Source organism: Lapillicoccus sp. (assembly GCF_025353065.1).
Lineage (GTDB): Bacteria > Actinomycetota > Actinomycetes > Actinomycetales > Dermatophilaceae > Lapillicoccus.
On sequence record NZ_JANXRJ010000116.1, the window covers coordinates 1 to 23218 of the forward strand.

At 72.2% G+C, this 23218-nt stretch carries 21 protein-coding genes and 1 riboswitch; of the genes, 16 read left to right on the forward strand and 5 right to left on the reverse strand.

Annotated features, from left to right (window positions below):
• Window positions 1-345 precede the first annotated feature (345 nt).
• Window positions 346-1380 carry a hypothetical protein gene (locus Q0R63_RS09345; RefSeq protein WP_295696665.1) on the forward strand — a complete coding sequence of 345 codons (1035 nt, stop codon included), beginning with the start codon at window positions 346-348 and terminating at the stop codon, window positions 1378-1380.
• Window positions 1381-1476: 96 nt separating this feature from the next.
• A complete protein-coding gene (locus tag Q0R63_RS09350) occupies window positions 1477-2034 on the forward strand; it encodes a DoxX family protein (protein WP_295696667.1) in 558 nt (185 codons plus the stop codon).
• Between the two features lie 70 nt (window positions 2035-2104).
• Here Q0R63_RS09350 and Q0R63_RS09355 read toward each other — a convergent pair whose 3' ends face one another.
• Window positions 2105-2542 (reverse strand): YdeI/OmpD-associated family protein, encoded by a 438-nt coding sequence (locus Q0R63_RS09355; protein ID WP_295696669.1) that lies wholly within the window; start codon window positions 2540-2542, stop codon window positions 2105-2107.
• A gap of 188 nt (window positions 2543-2730) precedes the next feature.
• Between Q0R63_RS09355 and Q0R63_RS09360 the strand changes: the two genes are divergently transcribed.
• The 11 genes from Q0R63_RS09360 to Q0R63_RS09410 all read left to right on the forward strand — a co-directional run bounded on the left by Q0R63_RS09360 (window position 2731) and on the right by Q0R63_RS09410 (window position 13088).
• Window positions 2731-3393: a CDP-alcohol phosphatidyltransferase family protein gene (locus Q0R63_RS09360; RefSeq protein WP_366521098.1), complete on the forward strand. Its 663-nt coding sequence runs from the start codon at window positions 2731-2733 to the stop codon at window positions 3391-3393.
• Complete coding sequence (locus Q0R63_RS09365; RefSeq protein WP_295696671.1) at window positions 3390-4382, forward strand: DUF881 domain-containing protein; 993 nt, start codon at window positions 3390-3392, stop codon at window positions 4380-4382. Before Q0R63_RS09360 ends, Q0R63_RS09365 begins: the two co-directional genes overlap by 4 nt.
• Entirely contained in the window at window positions 4379-4711 is a 333-nt protein-coding gene (locus Q0R63_RS09370) for a small basic family protein (RefSeq protein ID WP_295696674.1), read from the forward strand. Before Q0R63_RS09365 ends, Q0R63_RS09370 begins: the two co-directional genes overlap by 4 nt.
• A gap of 2 nt (window positions 4712-4713) precedes the next feature.
• Window positions 4714-5493 carry a DUF881 domain-containing protein gene (locus tag Q0R63_RS09375; RefSeq protein ID WP_295696677.1) on the forward strand — a complete coding sequence of 260 codons (780 nt, stop codon included), beginning with the start codon at window positions 4714-4716 and terminating at the stop codon, window positions 5491-5493.
• Window positions 5494-5555: 62 nt separating this feature from the next.
• Window positions 5556-5945: a glycine cleavage system protein GcvH gene (gene gcvH / locus Q0R63_RS09380; protein WP_295696680.1), complete on the forward strand. Its 390-nt coding sequence runs from the start codon at window positions 5556-5558 to the stop codon at window positions 5943-5945.
• 216 nt (window positions 5946-6161) lie between these two features.
• Window positions 6162-6554, forward strand: a complete 393-nt coding sequence (locus Q0R63_RS09385) for an FHA domain-containing protein (RefSeq protein ID WP_295696714.1) — start codon at window positions 6162-6164, stop codon at window positions 6552-6554.
• A 26-nt stretch (window positions 6555-6580) separates the two neighbouring features.
• Window positions 6581-7357: a MerR family transcriptional regulator gene (locus tag Q0R63_RS09390; RefSeq protein ID WP_295696683.1), complete on the forward strand. Its 777-nt coding sequence runs from the start codon at window positions 6581-6583 to the stop codon at window positions 7355-7357.
• A gap of 45 nt (window positions 7358-7402) precedes the next feature.
• Window positions 7403-7990 (forward strand): bifunctional nuclease domain-containing protein, encoded by a 588-nt coding sequence (locus tag Q0R63_RS09395; RefSeq protein WP_295696686.1) that lies wholly within the window; start codon window positions 7403-7405, stop codon window positions 7988-7990.
• Between the two features lie 246 nt (window positions 7991-8236).
• Window positions 8237-8818, forward strand: coding sequence for a MerR family transcriptional regulator (locus Q0R63_RS09400; protein ID WP_295696689.1), 582 nt, complete (start codon window positions 8237-8239; stop codon window positions 8816-8818).
• Between the two features lie 42 nt (window positions 8819-8860).
• Window positions 8861-8977, forward strand: a riboswitch (glycine riboswitch).
• Between the two features lie 92 nt (window positions 8978-9069).
• Window positions 9070-12102, forward strand: a complete 3033-nt coding sequence (gene gcvP, locus Q0R63_RS09405) for an aminomethyl-transferring glycine dehydrogenase (RefSeq protein ID WP_295696691.1) — start codon at window positions 9070-9072, stop codon at window positions 12100-12102.
• Between the two features lie 440 nt (window positions 12103-12542).
• On the forward strand, window positions 12543-13088 hold the full coding sequence (locus Q0R63_RS09410) for a hypothetical protein (RefSeq protein ID WP_295696694.1): 546 nt from the start codon (window positions 12543-12545) through the stop codon (window positions 13086-13088).
• A 126-nt stretch (window positions 13089-13214) separates the two neighbouring features.
• On the opposite strand, the gene Q0R63_RS09415 is transcribed toward Q0R63_RS09410, so the two are convergent.
• From Q0R63_RS09415 to Q0R63_RS09430, 4 genes are all read right to left on the reverse strand, one after another.
• Window positions 13215-13412: a helix-turn-helix domain-containing protein gene (locus Q0R63_RS09415; RefSeq protein WP_295696696.1), complete on the reverse strand. Its 198-nt coding sequence runs from the start codon at window positions 13410-13412 to the stop codon at window positions 13215-13217.
• An 863-nt stretch (window positions 13413-14275) separates the two neighbouring features.
• Window positions 14276-15271 carry an alpha/beta hydrolase gene (locus Q0R63_RS09420; RefSeq protein ID WP_295696698.1) on the reverse strand — a complete coding sequence of 332 codons (996 nt, stop codon included), beginning with the start codon at window positions 15269-15271 and terminating at the stop codon, window positions 14276-14278.
• A gap of 186 nt (window positions 15272-15457) precedes the next feature.
• Window positions 15458-18622 (reverse strand): AAA family ATPase, encoded by a 3165-nt coding sequence (locus Q0R63_RS09425; RefSeq protein ID WP_295696700.1) that lies wholly within the window; start codon window positions 18620-18622, stop codon window positions 15458-15460.
• A 17-nt stretch (window positions 18623-18639) separates the two neighbouring features.
• Window positions 18640-19863, reverse strand: a complete 1224-nt coding sequence (locus tag Q0R63_RS09430) for an exonuclease SbcCD subunit D (protein ID WP_295696703.1) — start codon at window positions 19861-19863, stop codon at window positions 18640-18642.
• Window positions 19864-19963: 100 nt separating this feature from the next.
• Between Q0R63_RS09430 and Q0R63_RS09435 the strand changes: the two genes are divergently transcribed.
• The 3 genes from Q0R63_RS09435 to Q0R63_RS09445 form a co-directional block, all read left to right on the forward strand.
• Window positions 19964-21445: a glutamate--cysteine ligase gene (locus tag Q0R63_RS09435; RefSeq protein WP_295696706.1), complete on the forward strand. Its 1482-nt coding sequence runs from the start codon at window positions 19964-19966 to the stop codon at window positions 21443-21445.
• A 461-nt stretch (window positions 21446-21906) separates the two neighbouring features.
• Window positions 21907-22632: a GAF domain-containing protein gene (locus Q0R63_RS09440; protein WP_295696708.1), complete on the forward strand. Its 726-nt coding sequence runs from the start codon at window positions 21907-21909 to the stop codon at window positions 22630-22632.
• An 80-nt stretch (window positions 22633-22712) separates the two neighbouring features.
• Window positions 22713-23218, forward strand: a 506-nt coding sequence (locus Q0R63_RS09445) for a GAF domain-containing protein (protein ID WP_295696710.1), incomplete at its 3' end; no start/stop codon positions are given.

A 23218-nucleotide genomic window follows, 5' to 3' on the forward strand; every position in this document is an offset into this window, starting at 1 on the left:
CAGCAATTGGCTCTCGGCGTCGTTCTGGAGCATCATGAACAAGTTCGTCGGCCAGCCGTCGGCGGTGGCCGAGTTGCGGTCGGCGGCCCGCGCCCCGAATGAGACGACTCCGCACGTGATCAGCGCGACAAAGAGCGTGAACCCGGCGTTGAACACGATCGTCGCGGTCCGGTCGTCGCGGTCCGGTCGTGCCCCGTCCGGTCGGGTTGGTCGACCGACTGGCCAGACCTTTGCCCCGGTATGCCGGGAGAGTCCCCGAACGTGCCTGTGACACGGTCCGATTCGTCGGTTTCATGATCCGAAAAGAGGACGCGGGACGTCGTCGCCGACAGGCAGGATGTATCTATGGTGGCGTGGCGGTCCGCCCGCACCTGGCGGGCGCGCGGGTGGATCCGGGTAATGGCCGTTGCCCTACCCCTGCTCCTGCTGCCGGTGGCCGTCTGGCCGTCGCTGCTCGGCGCGGCCTTTCAGGTCGACCCGCCACCGTCCCGGATCGCGTTCCTCTGCGCGACCTACCTCGGCTTCGCGGTGGTCGCCTGGGTCGCGTTCCGCCTCCGCATCACCGTCAGTCGCGGTGTCGTCCGCGTCACGAACGCGGGCCGGACCACGGTCTTCGAGGCCGACGACGTCCTCGCCGTGCAGCCCACCGCCAGGGGGGTCCGGTTCGTCATCGAGGGTCGCGACCCCGTCGTCGCGTATGCCGTGCCGTGTCCCCCTCCGAACCCCGGCCAGCGCCCGCGCTGGCTCGACGTCGCCGAGGCCGTGGCGGGCGAGGATCCTGCCCGGGTCGTCATCATCCGGGGTCGGGCCCCCGCGAGGGGGGTCCGCAGTGCGTCCGCCGATGCCCACACGACGGCATACCGCTTCACGGGCGCGGGTCTCGAGGCCGAGGTCGCGGTCTGCCGACGAGCCCTCGGGCTGCTTCGCCCTCGCCTCCACGAGGTGGTCGTCACCCTCGGGCCGGCCGACGACTGGCCTCCGGAGCTGAGCGCGGAGGTGGCTGCCCGGGTCGGGCCCCGGCGCCGTCGTCGGGCCCGGCAACACGGTCGTCCCGACCGGCTACCGGCCGACCTCACGCTCGACCTCGGCAGTCGTGGCGGCCACGGCGACCACGGCGACCACGGCGACCACGGTGACCTCGGTGACCTCGGCGACCACCCGAGCGACGCAACCTTCGCGCTGCTGCTCCGGCTCACCCCGTGGGTGGTCGCCCTCGAGGCGAGGAGCCTGACGGGGGTGCTCGCCGCGGCGGTCTTCGACCGGTGCCGTGACGCCCGGTTCCTGCTGACCGCCCTCGAGCACGAGGACCTGCTGGCCACCGTCGTCGAGTCCGGCCTCGGCCCGCAGTCCCTCGTCCTCGACGGGCCACGCGGGGCCTGAGGTCCCCGATCCGGGCGGCTTCGTGCGGCAGCATGGACGCGCACGACCACGACGAGCGACCACCAGGGTTGCCGAACCCGCCAGGAAGGCCCACCGATGAGCACCCAGTCCCAGCGCCTGGACGAGACCGAGGTGGATCACGCGCCCGCGACCGTCCCAGAGCCGGCCCGCGCGAGGAGCACGACACTGGGATTCGCCGACGAGGAGGTCGTGCCCGCGCGGCGCCATGTCATCGACCGGTTCGACAACGCCGCCGGGCTCTTCCTGCTGCGGCTGGTCACGGCCGCGGTGATGGGCGTCCACGGCTATCAGAAGGTGCAGGACCGGACCGGGACCCTGCAGCAGGTTCGGGCGCTGCACCTCCCCGCCCCCGACACCGTCGCCATGATCTTCGGGCCGATCGAGATCGCCATCGCAGTCGCGCTGGTCATCGGCCTGGCCGTGCGGGCCGCGGGCCTGGGCACCGCCATCGTCGCGATCGGCGCCCTCGTCCTGGTGCGATGGACCTCGCCGGACACCATCTTCGTCGCCCACCAGCCGGGGTTCACCGGCGAGACCGAGCTGCTGCTCGCCGGGATCGGCCTGCTGCTGCTCGGGGTCGGTGGCGGCGGCTGGGGCCTCGACCGCAAGGTCCGTGACCGCCGGTCGACCTGACCGGCTGACCTCCACCTGTCCTCCGCCTGACCTCTGCGTCAGACCCCTCCTCGACCTCCGCGCGACGGCGTCAGCCCTCCAGGGCGCTCACGGTGGCCGCGACCCGGGCACCACGGGTCTCGGGTTTCTTGGCGGCGAGCACCCCCTCGACGTAGCGGCGCCGGTTGCTGTGCGACAACGCCGCGAAGGCGGTCGTCGCCGTGGGGGAGGCGGCCAGCGCGGACGCCAGGTCGTCAGGGACCTCGACCGTCCGGGGCTCCGTGTCGTGCTCGAGCTCGATCTCGACGACCTCCCCGGCGGCGATCCCCGCCCCCGCGCGCACCTCGGCGCTGACCCCGACGAGCGCCCGGCCGCCCATCGCCCCGATGCTCGTGCGCCAGGAATAGCCGTTGATGGTGGCCCGTACCGGTGCCCTGCGGCCCGCCCCGAGACCGGCCATCACGTCCTCGGGCACCTCGACCCCGGTCGCCGTCTTCCCGTGTGCCTCGAGCTCCGCGCGAAATCTCATCCGCACATGCTTCCACGGAAGCGGTAGCCACAGGACGGAGGCACGACTCCGGGCGGCAGCCCGAACGCACGTGACCCAGAGACACGTGACTCCGAGTCGAGGGCGTTGACTCCCCGTGCACGGTGAGTCAAGGGGCTCGACTGAGTCAACTGAGTCAAGGGTCATGGCGAGACGGTTAGGCTGCGAGCGTGGTGGACGGGCAGGAGCGGCACGAACCGGCAGGGGCGGGGGGACAGCAGGGCCCCCACCCGGCATACGAGGTGAGCGATCGCATCCTCACCCTCCCCAACGTGCTGTCCGCCCTGCGGCTGGTCGGCGTCCCGATCTTCCTGTGGCTCCTCTTCGCCGGACACGACATCTGGGCCCTCGTCGTGCTCGCCCTCTCCGGGATCTCGGACTACCTCGACGGCAAGATCGCCCGCCGCTTCAATCTCGTCTCACGCGTCGGCGAGCTGCTCGACCCCCTCGCCGACCGGCTCTACATCCTCACGACGCTGATCGCGCTGGCCTGGCGAGGCGTCCTGCCGGTCTGGCTCGTCATCCTGCTGCTGGCGCGCGACGCCTTCATGGCCATCCTCATCCTCGCCCTCAAGCGCATCGGCCAGACCGGCCTCCCGGTCCACTTCGTCGGCAAGGCCGCCACGTTCAACCTGCTCTACGCCTTCCCCTTCCTGCTCCTCACCCTCGTCCCGGGCCGCCTCGGAGAGCTCGCGCGCCCGATCGGCTGGGGTTTCGCGTGGTGGGGCGTCGGGCTCTACTGGCTCGCCGCGGTCCTGTATGCCGCGCAGGCGGCGACCGTCTTCCGCCGCCGGTCGGTCGCGGGGCTGGCGACCGGCACGGCCGCCTCGTGAGCACGCCGCCGCCGACGACACCGCCGACACCGCCCCCGACACCGCGGCGTGCCGACGCCTCGATGACCCTGCTGACCGAGATCCTCGAACGGCCCCTCGACCCCGGCTATGCCGCCGCGGCCGATCGACGTGAAGCGGCCGGGCTGCCCCGAGCGACGACCACCCGGACCCCCCTCCTCGTCGTCTCGGCCGCGCTCGTCGGGTTCCTCCTCGTGACGTCCGCCTTCGTGCTGCGGCCAAGCGGGACGACCGCCAGCCGTGACAAGGCCCAGCTGATCGCCCAGATCCAGTCCCGACAGGCGCATGGGGACGCCCAGACCCTGGCGGTGGGGACGCTGCGGGCGCAGATCAAGGGCTACCAGGACGCGGCGCTGGGCACCCAGCAGTCGAGCCTCACCGACGAGCTCGCACGTCTCGGCCTGCTGACCGGCGACGTCGCGGCCGCCGGCCCGGGACTGACCCTCACCATCGACGACGCCCCGAGCGTCAAGGCCAACGCGGGCACGGACCCCCGGGGGGCCGGTGGCGCCGGTGGCGCCGGTGGCACCAGTGGCACCGAGAGCGGCCGGGTGACCTCCCTCGACCTCCAGATCCTCTGCAACGGTCTCTGGCAGGCCGGCGCCGAGGCGATCTCGATCAACGGGCAGCGGCTCACGGCGCGCTCGGCCATCCGGTTCGCCGGGCAGGCGATCCTCGTCGACTACCGGCCGCTCACGACCCCCTACGTGGTCACCGCCATCGGGGACCGGCAGGACCTGGCCGCCCGCTTCGCCGAGGGGGTGGCCGGCAGCTACCTCACCGCGCTCCGGTCCAACTACGGCATCTCCGAGAGCGTGGCGACGAGCGCCCGGGTCGAGGTGCCCCGCAGCGCCGTGCTCGACGTGACGTCCGCACATCCCGGCGCAGACGGCATACCCTCGACGGCGACGGCCGGTCCGACCCCACCGACCACACCGACCACCCCACCGACATCGGAGGCCACCCCGTGATCGCCGCGATCGGTCTCCTGGTCGGCCTCGTCGCCGGTCTGCTGCTCCACCCGGCTGTCCCGCTGTGGCTGCAGCCCTACCTGCCGATCGCCGTCATCGCGGCCCTGGACGCGGTCTTCGGGGGGGTGCGGGCCGTCCTCGACGGCATCTTCAACGACAAGGTCTTCGTCGTCTCGTTCCTGTCCAACGTCGTCGTCGCGGCCGTCATCGTCTTCCTCGGCGACCAGCTCGGCGTGGGGACGCAGCTCTCGACCGGCGTCGTCGTCGTCCTCGGCGTGCGGATCTTCTCCAACGTGGCCTCGATCCGACGCCACCTGTTCAAGGCCTGACGATGTCGGGCGAGAACGACGAGCAGGAGCGGACGCCGGCGCCACCCAGGGACGGCGCGTGGCGACGGCTCGCGCGGGCCGCGGTGCCGCGCTCGACCAGGGCCCAGGTGCTCGGCGCCGTCCTCACGGTGGCGCTCGGCTTCGCCATCGCGACGCAGGTCCAGCAGACCCAGGAGGGTGGGCTCGACGCGATGCGTCAGGACGACCTCGTGCGGGTCCTCGACGACGTCAGCCAGCGCTCGACCCGCCTCGACCAGCAGGCGAGCGAGCTGCAGTCGCAGCGCGAGCAGCTCGCGGCGGGAGCAGGCAGCAGCCAGGCCGCGATCACCTCGGCCGAACGGCGGCTCGACACCCTGCGCCTCCTCGCCGGCACGGTGTCGGCGCACGGCCCGGGCATCCGGATGACGATCGTGGACCCCGGCCGGCAGGTCACGGCGCCGATGCTGCTCGACGTCCTCCAGGAGCTGCGGGACGCCGGGGCCGAGGTGATCCAGTTCGGCGGCACGAGGATCGTCGCCGGCTCGTGGTTCGCCGCGACCGGCACCGACCTGCAGGTGGACGGGCAGCCCCTCACCCGGCCGGTCGTCGTGCTCGCCATCGGCGACCCCCAGACGATGGCGTCCGCGATGAGCATCCCCGGAGGCATCGTCGAGACGGTTCGCCGGCAGGGCGCGACGGCGACCGTCGAGCAGCTGCCGACCGTGACGGTGGACGCGTTGGCGTCACCGCGGACCCCTCGTTACGCTCAGCCCGTGCCCGACGCCGCGACACCCACCCCGTAGCGTCCGCAGCGCACCGGCAGCCGTTCGGCACGCCAGCACACCCACCACCGCCAAGGAGCGACATGAGCGACCTCGACTACCCCGACGACCTGCGTTACACCTCGGACCACGAGTGGGTGCAGGACGTCGAGGGTGGCGCGATCCGGATCGGGATCACCGCCTTCGCGCAGGACTCGCTCGGCGACGTCGTCTACGTCTCCCTGCCGGCCGTCGGTGCCACGGTCAGCTCCGGGGAGGCCTGCGGCGAGGTGGAGTCGACCAAGTCCGTCAGCGACATCTACGCCCCCATCTCGGGCGAGGTGACGGCCGTCAACGACGCCCTCGACTCCTCACCCGAGCTGGTCAACTCGGCGCCCTACACCGAGGGCTGGATGTATGAGATCCGGCCGACCGACGCGGCCGCGCTCGAGGGCCTGATGGACTCCGCGGCATACCAGGCCAGCCTGGCCTGACCCCTCCCCGCCCCGGTGGGAGAGGCGGACCCGCACACGGACCGGCCGCTCGGCCACCCCGATGTCGCACGGCTCAACTAGGGTTGGGGCCTGCGCGCAGCCCGGAAGGAGCTTTCCCTCACGATGTCCGACGAGCAACAGGTCTTCGGGGACGACGCTGCCCAGCAGCCGCTCGCCGCCGGGGGAGGTCAGCAGTCCCGCCCCGAGCCCACCACGATGCGGTTCCAGGGGGTCGGCGAGGGCGACAAGGCCGAGCACGACGGGCGCGGCCTGACGGTCGAGGACCAGGCCACGATCGACGCCCTGCGGCCCGGCACAGCGCTGCTCATCGTGCTGCGGGGCCCCAACTCCGGAGCCCGCTTCCTGCTCGACGACCCCGAGGTCACCTCGGGACGCCACCCCGACAGCGACATCTTCCTCGACGACGTCACCGTCTCGCGCAAGCACGCGCTCTTCAGCCGCGAGGGGGAGGGGTATGCCGTGCGCGACGTCGGATCCCTCAACGGCACCTACGTCAACCGCGAGATCGTCGACCACGCCGTGCTGCGCACCGGTGACGAGGTGCAGATCGGCAAGTTCCGGCTCGTCTACTACGCCGGCAGCTCCTGAACGGGTCGTCGAAGGTGAGACCGTCGGTGAGGACCACGGTGAGGTCGACGCGGTCGGGGGCCTCGAAGACGATCGGCGCCGTGCTTGCGGAGCTGCGTGACGACTTCCCGGACGTCACCATCAGCAAGATCCGCTTCCTCGAGACGGAGGGGCTGGTGACGCCGACCCGGACCGCCTCCGGCTACCGCACCTTCAGCCCGGCGGACGTGGCACGGCTGCGTTACGTCCTCACCGCCCAGCGCGACCGCTTCTGGCCCCTCAAGGTGATCCGCGACGCCCTCGACGCGCTCGACCGCGGCCTCGAGCCGGACGCGGGCGCCTCGGGCCGACCGGTCGTGCCGGCCCTCCCCGACGACCCCGACCTCCCGTCGGCAGCCGAGCTCGAGGCCACCTCGTCCCTACGGCTCACCGGCCCGGAGCTATGCGAGGCCAGCGGCCTCCAGCGCGACACCCTCGAGTCACTGGTGACCTTCGGGCTCCTGCAGCCGGACGCCGGGGACCACTACGACCTCAACGCGCTGGCCGTGGCGCGCGCGGCAGCAGCACTGTCCGACGTCGGCATCGAGGGGCGACACCTGCGCCCCTTCCGGACGGCCGCCGACCGGGAGGTCGCCCTCGTGCGACAGGTCACGATCAGCCCACGCACCTCCGGGAGCGGCCGGTCGGGGACGGTCGGTCCGGGGGTGGGACCGGCTGCTGACCGGACCGCCGACCGGACCGCCGACCGGACCGCCGAGGTGCTGCGACAGTGTCTGGCGCTGCACGTCGCGCTGGTCAAGGCCGCGTTGCGTGACCAGCCCTAGTGCCATGGAGGTTGCTTCCCCGGAGGCCGGGGTAACGTGGGCAGTGTGAAAGCAGTAGACGTTCTCGGTGTGCGGGTCGAGATGCCCACCAACCAGCCGATAGTGCTCCTTCGGGAGCGCGACGGGGATCGCTATCTGCCCATCTGGATCGGGGCGGCCGAGGCGACGGCGATCGCCTACGCACAGCAGGGCGTCGTCCCCCCCAGGCCGCTCACGCACGATCTTCTCAAGGACATCATCGAAGGCCTCGGCCACACCGTCACCCAGATCCGCATCGTCGAGCTGCGGGACAAGGTCTTCTATGCGCTCCTCGTCTTCGACGGGGGCCGGGAGATCAGTGCGCGGCCGAGCGACGCCATCGCGCTGGCGCTGCGCACCGCGACACAGATCGTGGTCGCCGAGGCCGTGCTCGACGAGGCGGGGGTCGCCCTGACCCCCGACGAGGACGACGAGGTCGAGCGCTTCCGGGAGTTCCTGGACCAGGTCTCGGCCGAGGACTTCGAGGGCGGCGCGGGAGACCCTTCGGACCCCAGCGGTGACGCGGGTGACGACGAGGAGGGTGAGAGCGGGTCGGACGACGCCGACGCGTCGGACGAACCCGGCGGAACCGGCCCGGACGTGCGAGGGAGCTAGGCGACTGAAGTCAACCTTCAGTAAAGGTTGAGAGTTGCGACACGGCGCCCTCCTGAGGGTCCAGGTGATTGACGCTCGGGTCCGAGGGCCGTACCGTCAGGGCGTGCAGAACAACGGGCCTGTAGTTACACCGGTGCACTCCGCCCCGGCAGTCGACCCGCTGCCGCGCAGGTGGCGGTCGTCGGACCGCGTGCTGCTGATGTCGGTCCACCCCACGTTCTCGCACCGCTCACCCAGGAGGTCCCCGTGAACGCCACGGACGACGCGCAGCACGGCACGACGAGGGTTCCCGTCGCGGCTCAGGGCCTGCTGTTCGACGACGACCTGCCCAAGCTGAGCGAGGACACCGGCTACCGCGGGCCCACGGCGTGCAAGGCCGCCGGGATCACCTACCGGCAGCTCGACTACTGGGCCCGCACCGGGCTCGTCGAGCCGTCGGTGCGCAGCGCGACCGGTTCCGGCACGCAGCGGCTCTACGGCTTCCGCGACATCCTGGTCCTCAAGGTTGTCAAGCGGCTGCTGGACACCGGGGTCTCCCTCCATCAGATCCGGGTGGCCATCGCGCACCTGCGCGCCCGCGGCGTCGACGACCTGGCCCAGATCACGCTGATGAGCGACGGGGCCTCGGTCTACGAGTGCACCTCCGCCGACGAGGTCATCGACCTCGTGCAGGGCGGGCAGGGCGTCTTCGGCATCGCGGTCGGGCGGGTGTGGCGTGAGGTCGAGGGGACCCTCGCCCAGCTGCCCAGCGAGCGGGCCGACGAGGAGACCCCGGCGGCCCACCTCGGCGACGAGCTCACCGCCCGCCGCCTGCGCAAGACGTCCTGAGTCCCAACTCGGCCGCACGCTGGTAGATTTGGACACGCTGCACCAATCCACGTGGGAGAGCCCTCGGGACGGCCCGGTCGTCAGACCGGCAGTCGTCAGCCGGGGCGCCGAAGGGGCAACACCCCGGAACCTCTCAGGCGCAAGGACCACGTGGACGAGGCAACTCTGGAGTCATCCCGCTGAACGTCAGGCGGCAGGTGGTCGACAGAGGGGGAGTGACCCGCGACGACCGCGCACCCCGAGGAGCCCCTATGTCCGCTGACACCCGCACCGGCACGACCGACACGCAGCACCCCAGCGAGATCCCGCAGCCGCCGACGAGCGACCTGGGCGCGACCCTGGCGTCACCCCTCGTGTCGGCACCCGCCAGCGTCGAGCTGACCGCGGCGATCACGGAGAACGTCTCGGTCAATGCCGAGTTCGCCCCCTTCGTCCAGCGGCACATCGGGCCCACACCGACCGACGTCGAGGCGATGCTCGCGGTGGTCGGCCAGCCCAGCCTGGCCGCGATGTTCGACACCGCCGTCCCGCCGAGCATCCGGTCGGAGCGCGCGCTCCGCCTCGAGGCCGCCCCCTCGGAGCGAGCGGTGGTCGCGGAGCTGCGGGCGCTCGCCGGTCGCAACACCGTGCTCCGCTCGATGATCGGCCTCGGCTACTACGGCACGGTCACCCCGCCCGTGGTCCAGCGCAACGTCCTGGAGAACCCCGCCTGGTACACCGCCTACACGCCCTACCAGCCCGAGATCTCCCAGGGCCGGCTCGAGGCCCTGCTCAACTTCCAGACGGTCGTCACCGACCTCACGGGCCTGCCCATCGCCGGCGCCTCGCTGCTCGACGAGAGCACCGCCGCAGCCGAGGCGATGACCCTCATGCGCCGCTCGAGCAAGGCCGCGGCGGACGCCGTCCTGCTCATCGACACGCACGCCCTGCCCCAGACCATCGCCGTGATCCAGACCCGGTCCACGCCGCTCGAGCTGCCTGTCGTCGTCGCGGACCTCGAGGGCATCGACTCCCCCGAGGGCCTGACGGCAGCCGCCGGCGGCCGACCCGTCTTCGGCGTCATCGTCCAGTACCCCGGCGCCGACGGCCAGATCCGGGCGTTCCGCGACCTCGCGGGCGCCGCGCACGAGCACGGTGCCCTGGTCACCGCGGCGACCGACCTGCTCGCCCTCACCGTGCTCGCCGCTCCTGCCGACTGGGGCGCCGACATCGCCGTGGGCTCCAGCCAGCGCTTCGGGGTCCCGATGGGGTTCGGCGGTCCGCACGCCGGGTTCATGTCGGTCCGGTCCGGGCTCGAGCGTTCGATGCCGGGACGGCTGGTCGGGGTGTCGGTCGACGCTGATGGCCACCCGGCATACCGGCTCGCGCTGCAGACCCGCGAGCAGCACATCCGCCGCGAGAAGGCGACCTCCAACATCTGCACCGCGCAGGTGCTGCTCGCCGTCATGGCGAGCATGTATGCCGTGTGGCACGGCCCCGACGGCCTCACCGAGATCGCGCGCCGCACCCACGGCTTGACCCGGACCCTCGTCGCCGGGCTGGCCGAGGCCGACGTCGAGGTCCTCACCACGGCCTACTTCGACACGGTGACGCTGCGCGCCTCCGGGCGCGCGGACCAGGTCCTGGCCGAGGCCGCGGCCCGTGGGGTCAACCTCCACCTCGTCGACGCCGACACCCTCTCGATCAGCCTCGACGAGACGACGACCGCCGAGGACCTGACCGCGGTCTGGGGGGCCTTCGGCGTGACCGGCGCGGCGCCCGTGGCGGCGACCGGGGAGCCCGCCTGGCCGAGCGACCTGGCCCGGACCACGGACTTCCTGACGCACCCGGTGTTCCACTCGCACCGCAGCGAGACCGCGATGCTGCGTTACCTGCGGCGGCTCTCGGACCGCGACTTCGCCCTCGACCGTGGCATGATCCCGCTCGGTTCCTGCACGATGAAGCTCAACGCGACCACCGAGATGGTCGCCGTGACGTGGCCGGAGTTCGCCGACCTCCACCCGTTCGCCCCGCTCGACCAGACCGAGGGCATCCGCGAGATCGTCGCCGACCTGTCGGCCTGGCTGTGCGAGATCACCGGCTACGACGCGGTCTCGCTGCAGCCCAACGCCGGCTCGCAGGGCGAGTTCGCCGGGCTGCTCGCGATCCACGCCTACCACCAGTCGCAGGGCGAGGGGCACCGCCGGATCTGCCTGATCCCGGCGAGCGCCCACGGCACCAACGCGGCGTCCGCCGTCATGGCGGGCCTCAAGGTCGTCGTCGTGAAGACGGACGGCGAGAACGGCAACGTCGACATGGACGACCTGCGGGCCAAGGTCGACCAGCACCGCGACGACCTCGCGGCGATCATGGTGACCTACCCGTCGACGCACGGGGTCTACGAGGACACCATCTCCGAGCTGTGCGCCCTCGTGCACGACGCGGGCGGCCAGGTCTACGTCGACGGGGCCAACCTCAACGCCCTCGTCGGTCTCGCCCAGCCGGGCAAGTTCGGCGCCGACGTGTCGCACCTCAACCTGCACAAGACCTTCTGCATCCCCCACGGCGGCGGCGGCCCGGGCGTCGGACCGGTGGGTGTGCGAGCCCACCTCGCTCCGTTCCTGCCGAACCACCCGATGGCGCCCGAGGCCGGTCCGACGACCGGGGTCGGCCCCATCTCGGGGGCGCCCTACGGGTCGGCGAGCCTGCTGCCGATCTCGTGGGCCTACGTGCGGCTGATGGGCGGTGCCGGGCTCGCCCGGGCGACCGAGGTCGCGGTCCTCAACGCCAACTACGTCGCCGCCCGGCTGCGCGACTCCTACCCCGTGCTCTACTCCGGGCACGACGACCTCGTCGCTCACGAGTGCATCATCGACGTCCGGGAGATCACCCGGCGGACGGGAGTGACCGTCGACGACATCGCCAAGCGCCTCGTGGACTACGGATTCCACGCGCCGACCATGTCGTTCCCGGTCGCCGGCACGTTCATGGTCGAGCCGACCGAGAGCGAGGACAAGGGGGAGATCGACCGGTTCTGCGACGCGATGATCGCCATCCGCGCCGAGATCGACGAGGTCGAGCAGGGGGCCGTGGCGGCGGAGGACTCCATGCTGCGCCATGCGCCGCATACAGCGCTCTCCATCGTCGGCGACTGGGACCACGGCTATGCGCGGACGAGTGCCGTCTTCCCGGCCGGCGTCCACGCGCCGGACAAGTACTGGCCGCCGGTCCGGCGGATCGACGGCGCCTACGGCGACCGCCACCTGGTCTGCTCGTGCCCACCGCCGGAGGCCTTCGAGGACTGACCAGCCCCACTGCGTCCGCGGGAACGCGACACCGGTCTGCCGTTGCCGCGGACGCAGTGGGTTCCTGGGACACGAACCCGGCGCATCGGATACCGTGACCACGGTTTCCGGCTCAGGGGCCAGGAGCGAGAGGTCGTCAATCATGAGGCACAGCTGGGGCACACCAGGGCGCCGTCGCGGGCCCGGCGTCCTGATGGTCGTGGCCAGCGTCCTCGGGGCGGTCGTGCTCTCGGCAGGAGCGACACCAGGAGCGCACCAGGGCGCCCAACCTGCCGTCCGCCCGCCGAAGGCACCGACGGCAGTGTCCACGACTCCTGCGTCGGTCAGCACCCCCGACGGGGAGCTGGATCGGCGCGTTCAACCAGGTCACACCGGTCGCGATGAACGCCACCGTGTCCTCATCCGTGTCCCCGGGCTCACCCGTCTGCGGGGTGTTCACGATGACCGACACCACCACCGGCACCCAGATCGTCCAGAACGTCGCTGCATGCACCACCGGCTCCGGTCTCGTCTCCGTGGGCACTCCTTCCGGCAGCGTCGTCGATGGACATCGCTACACGTGGACGGTCTTCGCTCGCGAGGGCGCCCTCGACTCCCGCATCGTCAGCCGGTCGTTCCGCGAGGACGCCATGCCCCCCACGGTCGTCTCGGTGACCTCGACCGACTATCCCTCGTCGACCAGCGGCATCCCCTCTCACCTGCACGCCGGGCAACCTGGCCAGTTCACGGTGACGACCAGCGACCAGGCACCGACGCGAGGTCGTGCCAGCGGGATCCTCCGCTTCGAGTGGCAGCTCGACCAGGCGTTCGGGGTCGGCTCCGGGCCACCTCCGGAGACCACGACGAGCGGCAGCCGGCCCAGCCCGACCGCGACGTTCTCGGTGACCCCCCAGCAGTGGGGTTCGGCCATCCTCTACGTCCGGGCCGTCGATGTGGCCGGCAACGTCAGCCAGAGCGCGCAGTACAGCTTCTACGTCCCCAGCTGACCACCGACCACCCACAACGTCCGCACCGACGCGACACCGGTGTCGCGTTCGTGCGGACGTTGTGAGCAGCAAGGCGTTGCGTCCGCACCGACGCGACACCGGTATGCCGTTCCCGCGGACGTTGCGTCAGGGGTGGCGATGAAGACGGCGCAGGGCCAGCGCCAGCTGGAGCCGGAGGCGTCCCTGGGGATCGGAGACCGACCAGCCGAGCAGCGCCTCGAACTGCTGCACCCGAGCCTGCAGGGTCGAGTGGTGGACGTGGGCGTCCTGGGACGCCGCCCGCAAACTGCTGTGCGAGGCGATCTGGTCGAGGGTCTCGAGCACCCACGGGGCGGCGGCGGCGGCCCGTTCCAGGTGGGGCCTGGATCGGCCTCGGTGCCGGCGGCCGTGAAACGCAGGGCCGTCCGGGCCTCCTCCCACGACCTCGGGGCGTCGGGCACCTGGACGAGGCCACCGAGCCCGACCCGGCCGGCGGGTCGCGTCTCTCCGAGGTCCGTCTCACGCTCGATCATCACCCTGACCCCATGCAGCTCCGGGCGGCGTGAGTGAGCCTCGGGCAGCATCGCCACCACGCGGAGGCGGACGTCCGGCGCGAGACCCAACCGCCGGGCCGCTCGAGATCGTGAGGCTTCTGCGGCGGCTCCGTCGAGAAGCACCTCGATGGCGGCTTCGTCGTCGCGCACGACGCGACCGCGCGTGCGATCGAGGACGACCCGGATGCCCGAGGCGAGCCGCTCGAGGACGAGGTCGTAAAGCGCCCGGTGCTCCGTCGTCTCCAGCCAGACCGTCGTCTGCTCACCTGTGAGGACGACGAGCGAGCGCCAACCGGGCTCGAGGGGTGCGGCGGTGGACACCGTCCGTCCGTCGGGCTGCACCCGCAGCTCGAGGCGACGGTCGGCGTCGACCAGGCGCGCCGACGAACCGGAGAGGACCGCGGCGCCGCGCACCAATGTCTCGAGCCCGACGTGGCCGTCGACGAGCGTGTCGAAGTAGCCGATCACGTGCAGGGCGGCCGCGGCCTCGGGGTCGAGGGCGGCGAACCTTCCGGCGAGCTCCTAAACAGCGTCATCCTGCCCCGTACCTCCGCCGACGACCAGACCCCAACCGGGCGACAGCCGCACTGCGTCCGCGGAAGTGGGGGTCAAGCAACCATCTCCGCGGACGCACCGGCCCGCCCCGGCGTCGGCTCAGGTGGCGAGGAGGCGACGCACCCAGGCAGCACGCGTCGAGATGGACATCTGCGAAACGGCAGCCTGCGGAGCGAACATGTCGAAGCCGTGGAAGCCGCCCGGCCACACATGGAGCTCGGCCTGGACGCCGGCCCGCCAGAGGCGCACCGCGTAGTCGACGTCCTCGTCCCGGAAGGTCTCCACCGAGCCCACGTCGACGAAGACGGGCGGGAGACCGGACAGATCGATGGCGCGGCTCGGCGCGGCATACACGCTCACGGCGTCCGTCTTGCGGCGGTCTCCCAGGAGGGCGTCCCAGCCGGTGTCGTTCGACGTGCGGTCCCAGATGCCTTCGCCGTCGAGCTCGTGACTCGACGGGGTCTCGTTGCGGTCGTCGATCATCGGGCACATGAGCACCTGTCCGATGAGCGGCGGCCCCTGACGGTCGCGCGCCAGGAGGGCGACCCCGGCCGCCAGACCCCCACCTGCACTGGCACCGGCGATGAGGATCCGATCCGGGTCGCCGCCCAGCTCCGCAGCGTGCGCGTGGGTCCAGACGAGCCCGGCGTAGCAGTCCTCCACCGGAGCCGGGTCAGGGTGCTCCGGCGCCAGTCGGTACTCGACCGAGACGACGATGGCGCCGCTCTCGACCGCCCAGTCGAGCGGGCCGTCGACCCCGGTGCGGTTGTCGCCGACGATCATGCCGCCGCCGTGGGTGTGGTAGATGATCGGCGCACCGGACACGACGCCGCGGGGCTTGAGGATGAGCAGCGAGACGTCGGGGTCACCCTCCGGACCGGGCACCTCCCGCTCGGAGACCTCGACCGTTCCCTCCCTGGAGAGCATCTCGAGGGTGACGGCCATCAGGTCGTTGCCCTCCCGCATCGGCCCGATCAGGTCGGGCGTCAGCGACGGCGGGATCTGCTCCCGGACCAGTGCGAGTGCGGCCGCGAGCTCGGGGTCGAAGGGCGGGCGCACCTGTGTGTGGCCGGAACGGGGCGTGGTCGTCGTCATCGACGGACTCCTTCTGGTCTGCGGGCCACACCGACGGGGCCCGATACCAATCGAGTATGCGATGGCTCACGCAGGCGCGGCAGTCGCCGAGCGGCGGTCATCCGTGCGCTCTGACCGCCATCCGGCGGCCCCCTTGAGTCCAGCAGGGGATGGTCCTGCTACGGAGGTGCCGGGCACCAGGGGTCGTCAGGAGGCGCGGACGCGGACGCTCGAGCCGGTCGCGCTCTTGGTGACACAGATCTGGGTGGGGATGCGGGTCAGCAGGTCACTGACGTGGCTGACAACGCCGACGGCTCGGCCCCCGTCGCGCAGGGCGTCGAGGACGGCCAGGACCTGCTCGAGGCTCTCGTCGTCGAGCGTGCCGAAGCCCTCGTCGATGAACAGCGTCTGCAGGTCGAAGCCGCCGGCCTCCTCCCGCACGGCGTCGGCGAGGCCCAGGGCCAGGGCCAGGGAGGCCATGAAGGACTCCCCGCCCGACAGGGATGCCGTGTCACGCACCTGGCCGGTCCACAGGTCGCGGACGGCGAGGCCGAGTCCGCTCCGGCGCCCGCCCGCCGCCAGGTCGTCGGTGTGCTGGAGCTGGTAACGGCCGTCGCCCATCACGCCGAGACGCTCGTTGGCGAGGGTGGCCACCTTCTCGAGCCGGGCGGCGAGGACGAAGGAGGAGAGCCGCATCCGCCGGGAGTTGTCGCCGCCGATCCCGGTCACGGTGTCGGCCAGCGCGGCCGTCCGTGCTGCGACGTCGATCCGGGGACCGAGTGAACGACACTGTGCCACCACGGACTGCGCGAGCTCGGCGAGCCGGTGGGTCGACTGCTCGGCCCGTGTCTGCACCTGTTGCGCGATCCGCTGCCCCTGCCGGGCGGCCTCACCCGCCGCGCGAACCGCGGGGAGGTCGACGTCGGGCAGCCCGAGCGACATCATCACGTCATCGTCGGCGACGACCGCACGGGCGGCAGCAAGACGGTCGTCATGGGCCCGGATCTCGCGCTGCAGGCTCGCGAGCTCGGCTGCGGGAAGCAGCGCGGCCGCGGCCCCCTCCGTCGAGGCGAAGCCCCGCTCGTCGAGTGCGGCGCGGACCAGCACCTCGACCTCGGCCAGCGCGGTCCGCGTCTGGCCGGCCTCCTCGAGGACTCTCAGAAGCTGCCCGGTCGACGTGGTCACCTCGAGGTGGGCAGCCCGGAGCCCCTCGAGCTGCTCGGCTCTCTCCCAGGCGTCGGCCTCGGACCGCTGCGTCTCGTTGTCGACCTGGGTCTCGTTGTCGACCTGCGTCTCGTTGTCGACCTGGGGCTCGACACGACAGGGACAGGTCTCGTGATCGTCCACGTCAACGACGACCTGGCCGAGGCGTCGCAGCAGCTGCGCCCTCACCTCGGTGCGACCGGCCTCGTGAGCCACCACGAGGTCGGCCACGGCAGCGGCCCGCGTCCGCGCGTCGAGCAGGGCCTGCTGGCCCTGGCTCAGCCGCTCGACGGCGCCGGGCAGCCGGGTGGCCACGGTGGACGCCAGCCCGTGCGCCCGTCGGCGGCTCTCGAGCTCCGTTGTCACAGAACCGATCTCGGGCAGGACCGGCGCCACATGACTCCCGCCGGCGACGACGGCTTGGGCGCCGACACCGCCTTCGGCGCCGACGAAGGCCGACCACCGGCGCGTCAGGTCGACCTCGCGGGTCCGGACGAGCTGACGCTGCACCTCACCGGCTGCCGTCAGCTCCTCGACGTGGCGACGGCAGGAGAGCCAGGACTCCTCGGCCGCTGCCACCTCGTCGGCCGAGACGGCGAGGTCCCCGACGGCGGGGTGGGGGTGGTCCAGGGACCCGCAGACGCCGCAGGGCGCGCCCTCCGCGAGCAGGCCGGCGAGCTCGGCCGCCATCCCGTCCAGGCGGGCCTGACGGCGCCCGAGGTAGGTTTCCCGGGCGTCCTGCTCGACGTCCCGTGCGGCGCGCAACCGGTCCGCGACACGGCCGGCCAGGGCGGCGGCGGCGTCACGCTCGAGCAGGGTCCGGCGGATGTCCTCGAGCGCTGCCAGCTCATGGCCCAGACGGGTCACCTCGACCGCTGCCTCGCGTGCCTCGTCCACCTGTGCACGGGCACCCTGGATGGCGGCGTCGGCGTCACTCTCCCGACGGCGCAGTCCCTCGAGCTCGGCACGAGCGTCGGCCGCGGCAGCGGAGCGCCGGCCCAGCTCCGCCCGCAGCCCGGTCGCATCGGCGAAGGCGCGGTGGGCATCGGCCAGCGCGACCGCGCGCTCGTCGAGCGTCGCCTGCAGACCACGGATCGCGGCGAGCCCGTGGTCGGCGATCCCCAGCTGGGACAACGGGAGTCGCGCCTTCGCGACCTTGTCGGCTGCAGCCCGATCCAGGTCGGCGGCCCGTCGCAGCGCCCGCAGGTCGCCGGCGAGCACCTCGGCGCGAGCGGCTCGCTCGGCTCGCTGCCTGCGCTCGGCCTGCGCGCCGGCCGCGCTCGCCAGATCGTCGAGGACTCCCTGGGCCGCACGGCCACGACGCTGACGGTCACCCAACGCCTCCGCCTCGATGCGCGCGGCTCCCGCGCCGGTGGCCGCGAGGTCGGCAGCCGCCAGCGCAGTCAGCGCCTCGCCGGCGTGCGCCTCGCACCGGGCCCGGATGCCGGTCACCGCCGCCGGGAGCGTGTCCAGCGGCACGTCCGTCAGCGACGTGAGGTCCCCGACGACCTCGGACGGCAGCGTCGCGACCACGTCGCCGAGCCGGGCGAGGTCGGTGTCGAGGACGACCCGCGCCTCGCCCACCTCGGCCGCCAGCTGCCGGCGACGCTCGACGAGCCACTCCTCGACCCCGGTCCACGTCGAGATGTCGAAGAGCCGCTCGAGCAGCAGCCGGCGCTCCTCGGCCGTCGAGCGCAGGAAGGCGGCGAACTCGCCTTGGGGCAGCAGCACCACCTTGCTGAACTGCTCGAGACCCATCCCGAGGACCTCGGTCACGATCTCACCGACCTCGTCGGCCCGGGTGCTCCGCACGACCCACCGCCCGGCGTGGTGCTCCTGGAGGAGCACCGTGGCCGGCGCCCTGGTCTCCCCGGCCCCCCGCCGTTTCGGGCGCAGGAACTCCGGCGAGCGGGTCACCCGGAACCGCCTGGTGCCCGTGGAGAAGTCGACGACGACCTGAGGCACGACGTCGCGCGCCGCGTGGTCGCTGCGCAGCGCCCGGCCGCCGGGACGCAGGCCGGGCACCCCGGCATACAGCCCGAAGCAGATGGCGTCGAGGAGGCTCGTCTTGCCCGCCCCGGTCGGACCCTGGATGAGGAAGAGACCGGCCAGGCTGACCTCGTCGAAGTCGACCTCGACCGTCTCGGCGAAGGGCCCGAACCCCGTCACCGAGAGATGGTGCAGCCTCATGCGACACCGGACCGGGGCTCGGCGCCCGGTCCGAACAGGTCCTCGAAGCCGGGCAGCATGGCCCCGATCTCGTCGGCGTGACGTGCCTGTTCCACGCGCGAGGCGTCGAGCGCGTCACGCAGCAGCAGCCGTTCCTCGGGGGCCGCTGCGACCCCGCCGCGGACGTGCCCGAGGAAGTCGCAGCAGAGCTCGAGGTCGTCCCGCCGCACCCCGACCCGGGCGGCATAGCTCTCGAGCGAGACCGGGACGCCCTGCGGCTCCCAGCGCAGGACGAGGGTATGGGGAAAACGGCGTTTGAGGCGCTCCATCGCCCCGAGCGGACGCGCCGCGTCGGTGAGCGTGACCTGGCAGTATGCCGCCTCCGCACCGTCGAGGCCCGGGTCACGCAGGAGGTCCTCGAGGTCACCCCGGAGCACCCGCACGGGCCGCTCGACGGGCGCCTCGACGAACCCGGCGTCGACGACCGGGTGGGCGCCGTCGCCGGTGAGGTCGACGAGCCACGACCCCTTGGTGTGCCGCGCCTCCGAGAACGACATGACGACGGGCGAACCCGAGTACCGCACCCGGTCGCTGATCTCCTGCCGACCGTGGAGGTGCCCGAGCGCGGCATATCCCGCCGCGGAGAACACCTCCGGATGGACGGCGCTCACACCCCCGACGGAGATGTCGCGCTCGCTGTCGGTCGTCGCGCCACCGGTGACGAACGCGTGCGCCATCACCACGGACGGCCCGCTGCGCTGCGCCAGGTCGGCCTCGACCCGGGTCATCGCCGCCCGCAGCACTGCCGCGTGCGTGCGCTGGGTCGCGCCGAGCGACTCGGCCACGGCGGCGGGCTCGAGGTAGGGGAGAGGGTGGACCGCGACGTCTCCCACGAGCACCGGCCGACCGACGTCGGCGACCGACGAGCGGATGTGCAGCCCGGAGCGCGCGAGCAGGTCGGAGGCGAAGCCGAGCCGGATGGCCGAGTCGTGGTTGCCGCTCGAGAGCACGACCCGGGCGCCGGCGTCGACGATGCGGGTCACGGCGTCGGACAGCAGCAGCACCGTCTCCGGGGACGGGAGGGCCCGGTCGTAGACGTCGCCGGAGACGAGCACGGCATCGACCCGCTCGGACCGGACGAGGTCGACGAGGTGGTCGAGGTAGCGCGCCTGGGCGGCGAGCAGCCCCACCTGGTGGAACGAGCGTCCCAGGTGCCAGTCGGAGGTGTGGACGAAGCGCACGCGTCGAGGCTATGGCGGGTGACCGACAGAGCACCGGACGCTGTTCGGCGTGTGGGCGCCCCATCGCGCGCCGGCGCGGTTACGGCATACCCTCGCGCGCATGGGAAAGGACGTCAGCGCGGCCAGCTTCACCCGCGAGCAGCGACAGCTCTACCGGGAGAAGGTCCGTGCGGGACTGGACGTCTTCGAGCGGATGCTCCAGCACAGCCAGTTCGAGTTCGACCGGCCGATGACGGGCATGGAGATCGAGCTCAACCTCGTCGACACCGACTACCAGCCCAGGATGGACAACGCCGAGGTGCTCGCGGCGATCGAGAACCCCGAGTTCCAGACGGAGCTCGCGCGGTTCAACATCGAGTTCAACGTCTCGCCGCGACCGCTGCCCGGCACCGCGGCGCTCGACCTCGAGTCCGACCTGCGCACCTCGCTCAACGAGGCCGAGCAGCGCAGTCGCGAGGTCGGCTCGCACATCGTCATGATCGGCATCCTCCCGACGATCATGCCGGAGCACTTCGAGGGCGACTGGATGAGCGCCAACACCCGTTATCAGGCCCTCAACGACGCCGTCCTCGCCGCGCGGGGCGAGGACATCTACCTCGACATCGAGGGCTCGAGCGGTGAGCGCGTCGACCGGTATGCCGACTCGCTGGCTCCCGAGAGCGCCTGCACCTCGATGCAGCTCCACCTCCAGGTCGAGCCGCAGCACTTCGCGGCGCACTGGAACGCCGCCCAGGTGCTGGGGGGTCCGCAGCTCGCGCTCGGCGCCAACAGCCCGTTCTTCTTCGGCAAGCAGCTCTGGCACGAGACGCGGATCGAGCTGTTCAGCCAGGCCGCCGACACCCGGTCCGTCGAGCTGAAGAACCAGGGTGTGCGGCCGCGCGTGTTCTTCGGGGAGCGGTGGATCACCTCGATCTTCGACCTCTTCGAGGAGAACGTGCGCTACTTCCCGGCGTTGCTGCCGGAGATCTCCGACGAGGACCCCCTGGCGGTGCTCGAGGCCGGGGGAGTGCCCCGTCTCGACGAGCTGCGGCTGCACAACGGAACGGTCTACCGCTGGAACCGACCCATCTACGACATCGTGGCCGGCCGCCCGCACGTCCGCGTGGAGAACCGCGTCCTGCCGGCGGGTCCGAGCATCATCGACGTGATGGCCAACTCGGCCTTCTACTACGGTGCGATGCGGATGCTGGCCGGTGAGGACCGTCCGGTGTGGAGCAGGATGAGCTTCGTCGCGGCCGAGGAGAACTTCTTCGCCAGCGCCCGCGACGGCATCGACGCCCGGCTCTTCTGGCCCGGTCGCGGCGAGGTGCCGGCCACGGAGCTCGTCCTGCGTCACCTGCTGCCGCTCGCCCACGAGGGGCTGACCCGCTGGGGCGTCGCGCCGGAGGTCCGCGACCGCTACCTGTCCGTCATCGAGGGCCGGTGCCTCAGCGGCACCAACGGCGCGTCGTGGCAGATCGAGGCGGTCCGGCGGTTCGAGGAGAAGGGGATGGACCGCCCCGAGGCGCTGCGGCGGATGCTCGAGTCCTACGCCGGGCAGATGCACGAGAACATCCCCGTCCACACCTGGGAGCTGCCGTGAAGGTCGGCATCGCGACCCGTGGCCGCGCGTCGGCGCCGCCTCCGCGGTAGACACCCCCACGAGCTTGCCGTGGCGGCGGCGCCGAACTGTACGGCTCGCCCGCCGAGGGGACGCACCATCATGCGGACGGACACGTCGTCGGATCCGTCACGTGCATCTCGTCGAGCGCGCGCTGCAGGGTCCGGGGCAGCACCACAAGGTGTGGCTTACGGCACAAAGTCCCACCTTCCGACGTTGCTTGTCAATGGCCCACCGCGCACGGCCCGGGTGCCCCGGGTGGCCCGAGCCGGCCCCGGCCGTCTCGCGCACGGCCCCGGCCGGCTCGGGCCGGCTCGGGCCGGCCGGAAGCGACTCGAGTTGGCTCGGGGGAGCACCAGGGTCTACCGTTCGACGATCGCGCGACCGAAGCCCCGGACCCCGGTGTCGGCTCAACCACGGTGTCAGTCGAGGGCGGTCCAGGGGTGTCGAGGACGAGGGTCGACCACATCCTGGCCAGCATCCTGGCCCAGCCGCACCCGGATCCTCGGTGGACCCTTCCCGATGCCCTCTGCGCCGCCTGCGCGGCCGATCTCCCGGTCAGCGGCGTCGCGCTGGCGCTGATGACCGAGCAGGGTCACGTCGGGCTGGTCGCCGCCACCGACACCCGCGCGACGACGATGGAGGACCTGCAGTTCAGCCTCGGTGAAGGACCCTGCATCGACGCCTCCGTCCGTGGACGCCCGGTGATCCAGCCCGAGCTGCGCAGCAGCGGACCGATCCGCTGGCCGGCGTTCGGGCCGGCCGCCGTGGAGGCCGGCATCGAGGCGATCTTCGCCTTCCCGCTCCAGGTCGGGGCGATCCGGCTGGGGGTGCTGGACCTCTATCGCGACACGTCCGGGACGCTGACGCCCGAGGCGCTGACGGAGGCCCTCGCGTATGCCGACGCCGCCGTCCGCGTCCTCCTGCACCTGCAGGACGAGATGCCTCTGGACGGCGGCCTGCATCCCGACCTCGGGCGGGCGCCCAGCCGGCCCGAGGTCCACCAGGCCACCGGGATGATCGCGGTCCAGTCCGGGGTCCGACTCGCCGACGCGCTCCTCCTGCTGCGCGCCCGGGCCTATTCCTCGGGGACCAGCGTCACGCAGGTCGCCCGCGCCGTCGTGGCGCGAACGCTGCGCTTCGACCCGGACATCGCGCATGATGGCTAGCAGCACCCCGGACCGAACTGCGACCGTGCGCGGCCCTCGCGTCTCCTGCGTCCCGACCACCCGGATCGAAAGGCGGCCCCATGGTTACCCAGCAGCGCCTCTTGGAGGTGTTCGTCCAGCTCGCCGACACCCTCGTCGCCGAGTTCGACGTCATCGACTTCCTGCACTCCCTCACCGAGACGGCGGTCGAGCTGCTGGATGCCGACGCCGCCGGGCTGATGCTCGCGGACCAGCGCGGCAACCTCCAGGTCGTCGCGTCCTCGACCGAGGCGACGCGGCTGCTCGAGCTGTTCGAGCTGCAGCACGAGGAGGGGCCGTGCCTGGACTGCTTCCTCGGGGGCGTGCCGGTCGTCAACGTCGGTGCGGACGAGGCGGCGAGACGGTGGCCCACGTTCGGTGCAGCGGTGACCGAGGCGAGCTTCAGCTCGGTCCACGCCCTGCCCATGCGGCTGCGGGACGACGTGGTGGGGGCCATGAACCTCTTCCTCACCCGGCCCGGTCCGCTCGCGCCGGGGGACCTCGCCCTCGGTCAGGGCCTCGCCGACATCGCGACCATCGGGCTGCTGCAGGAGCGGGCCGTGCACGA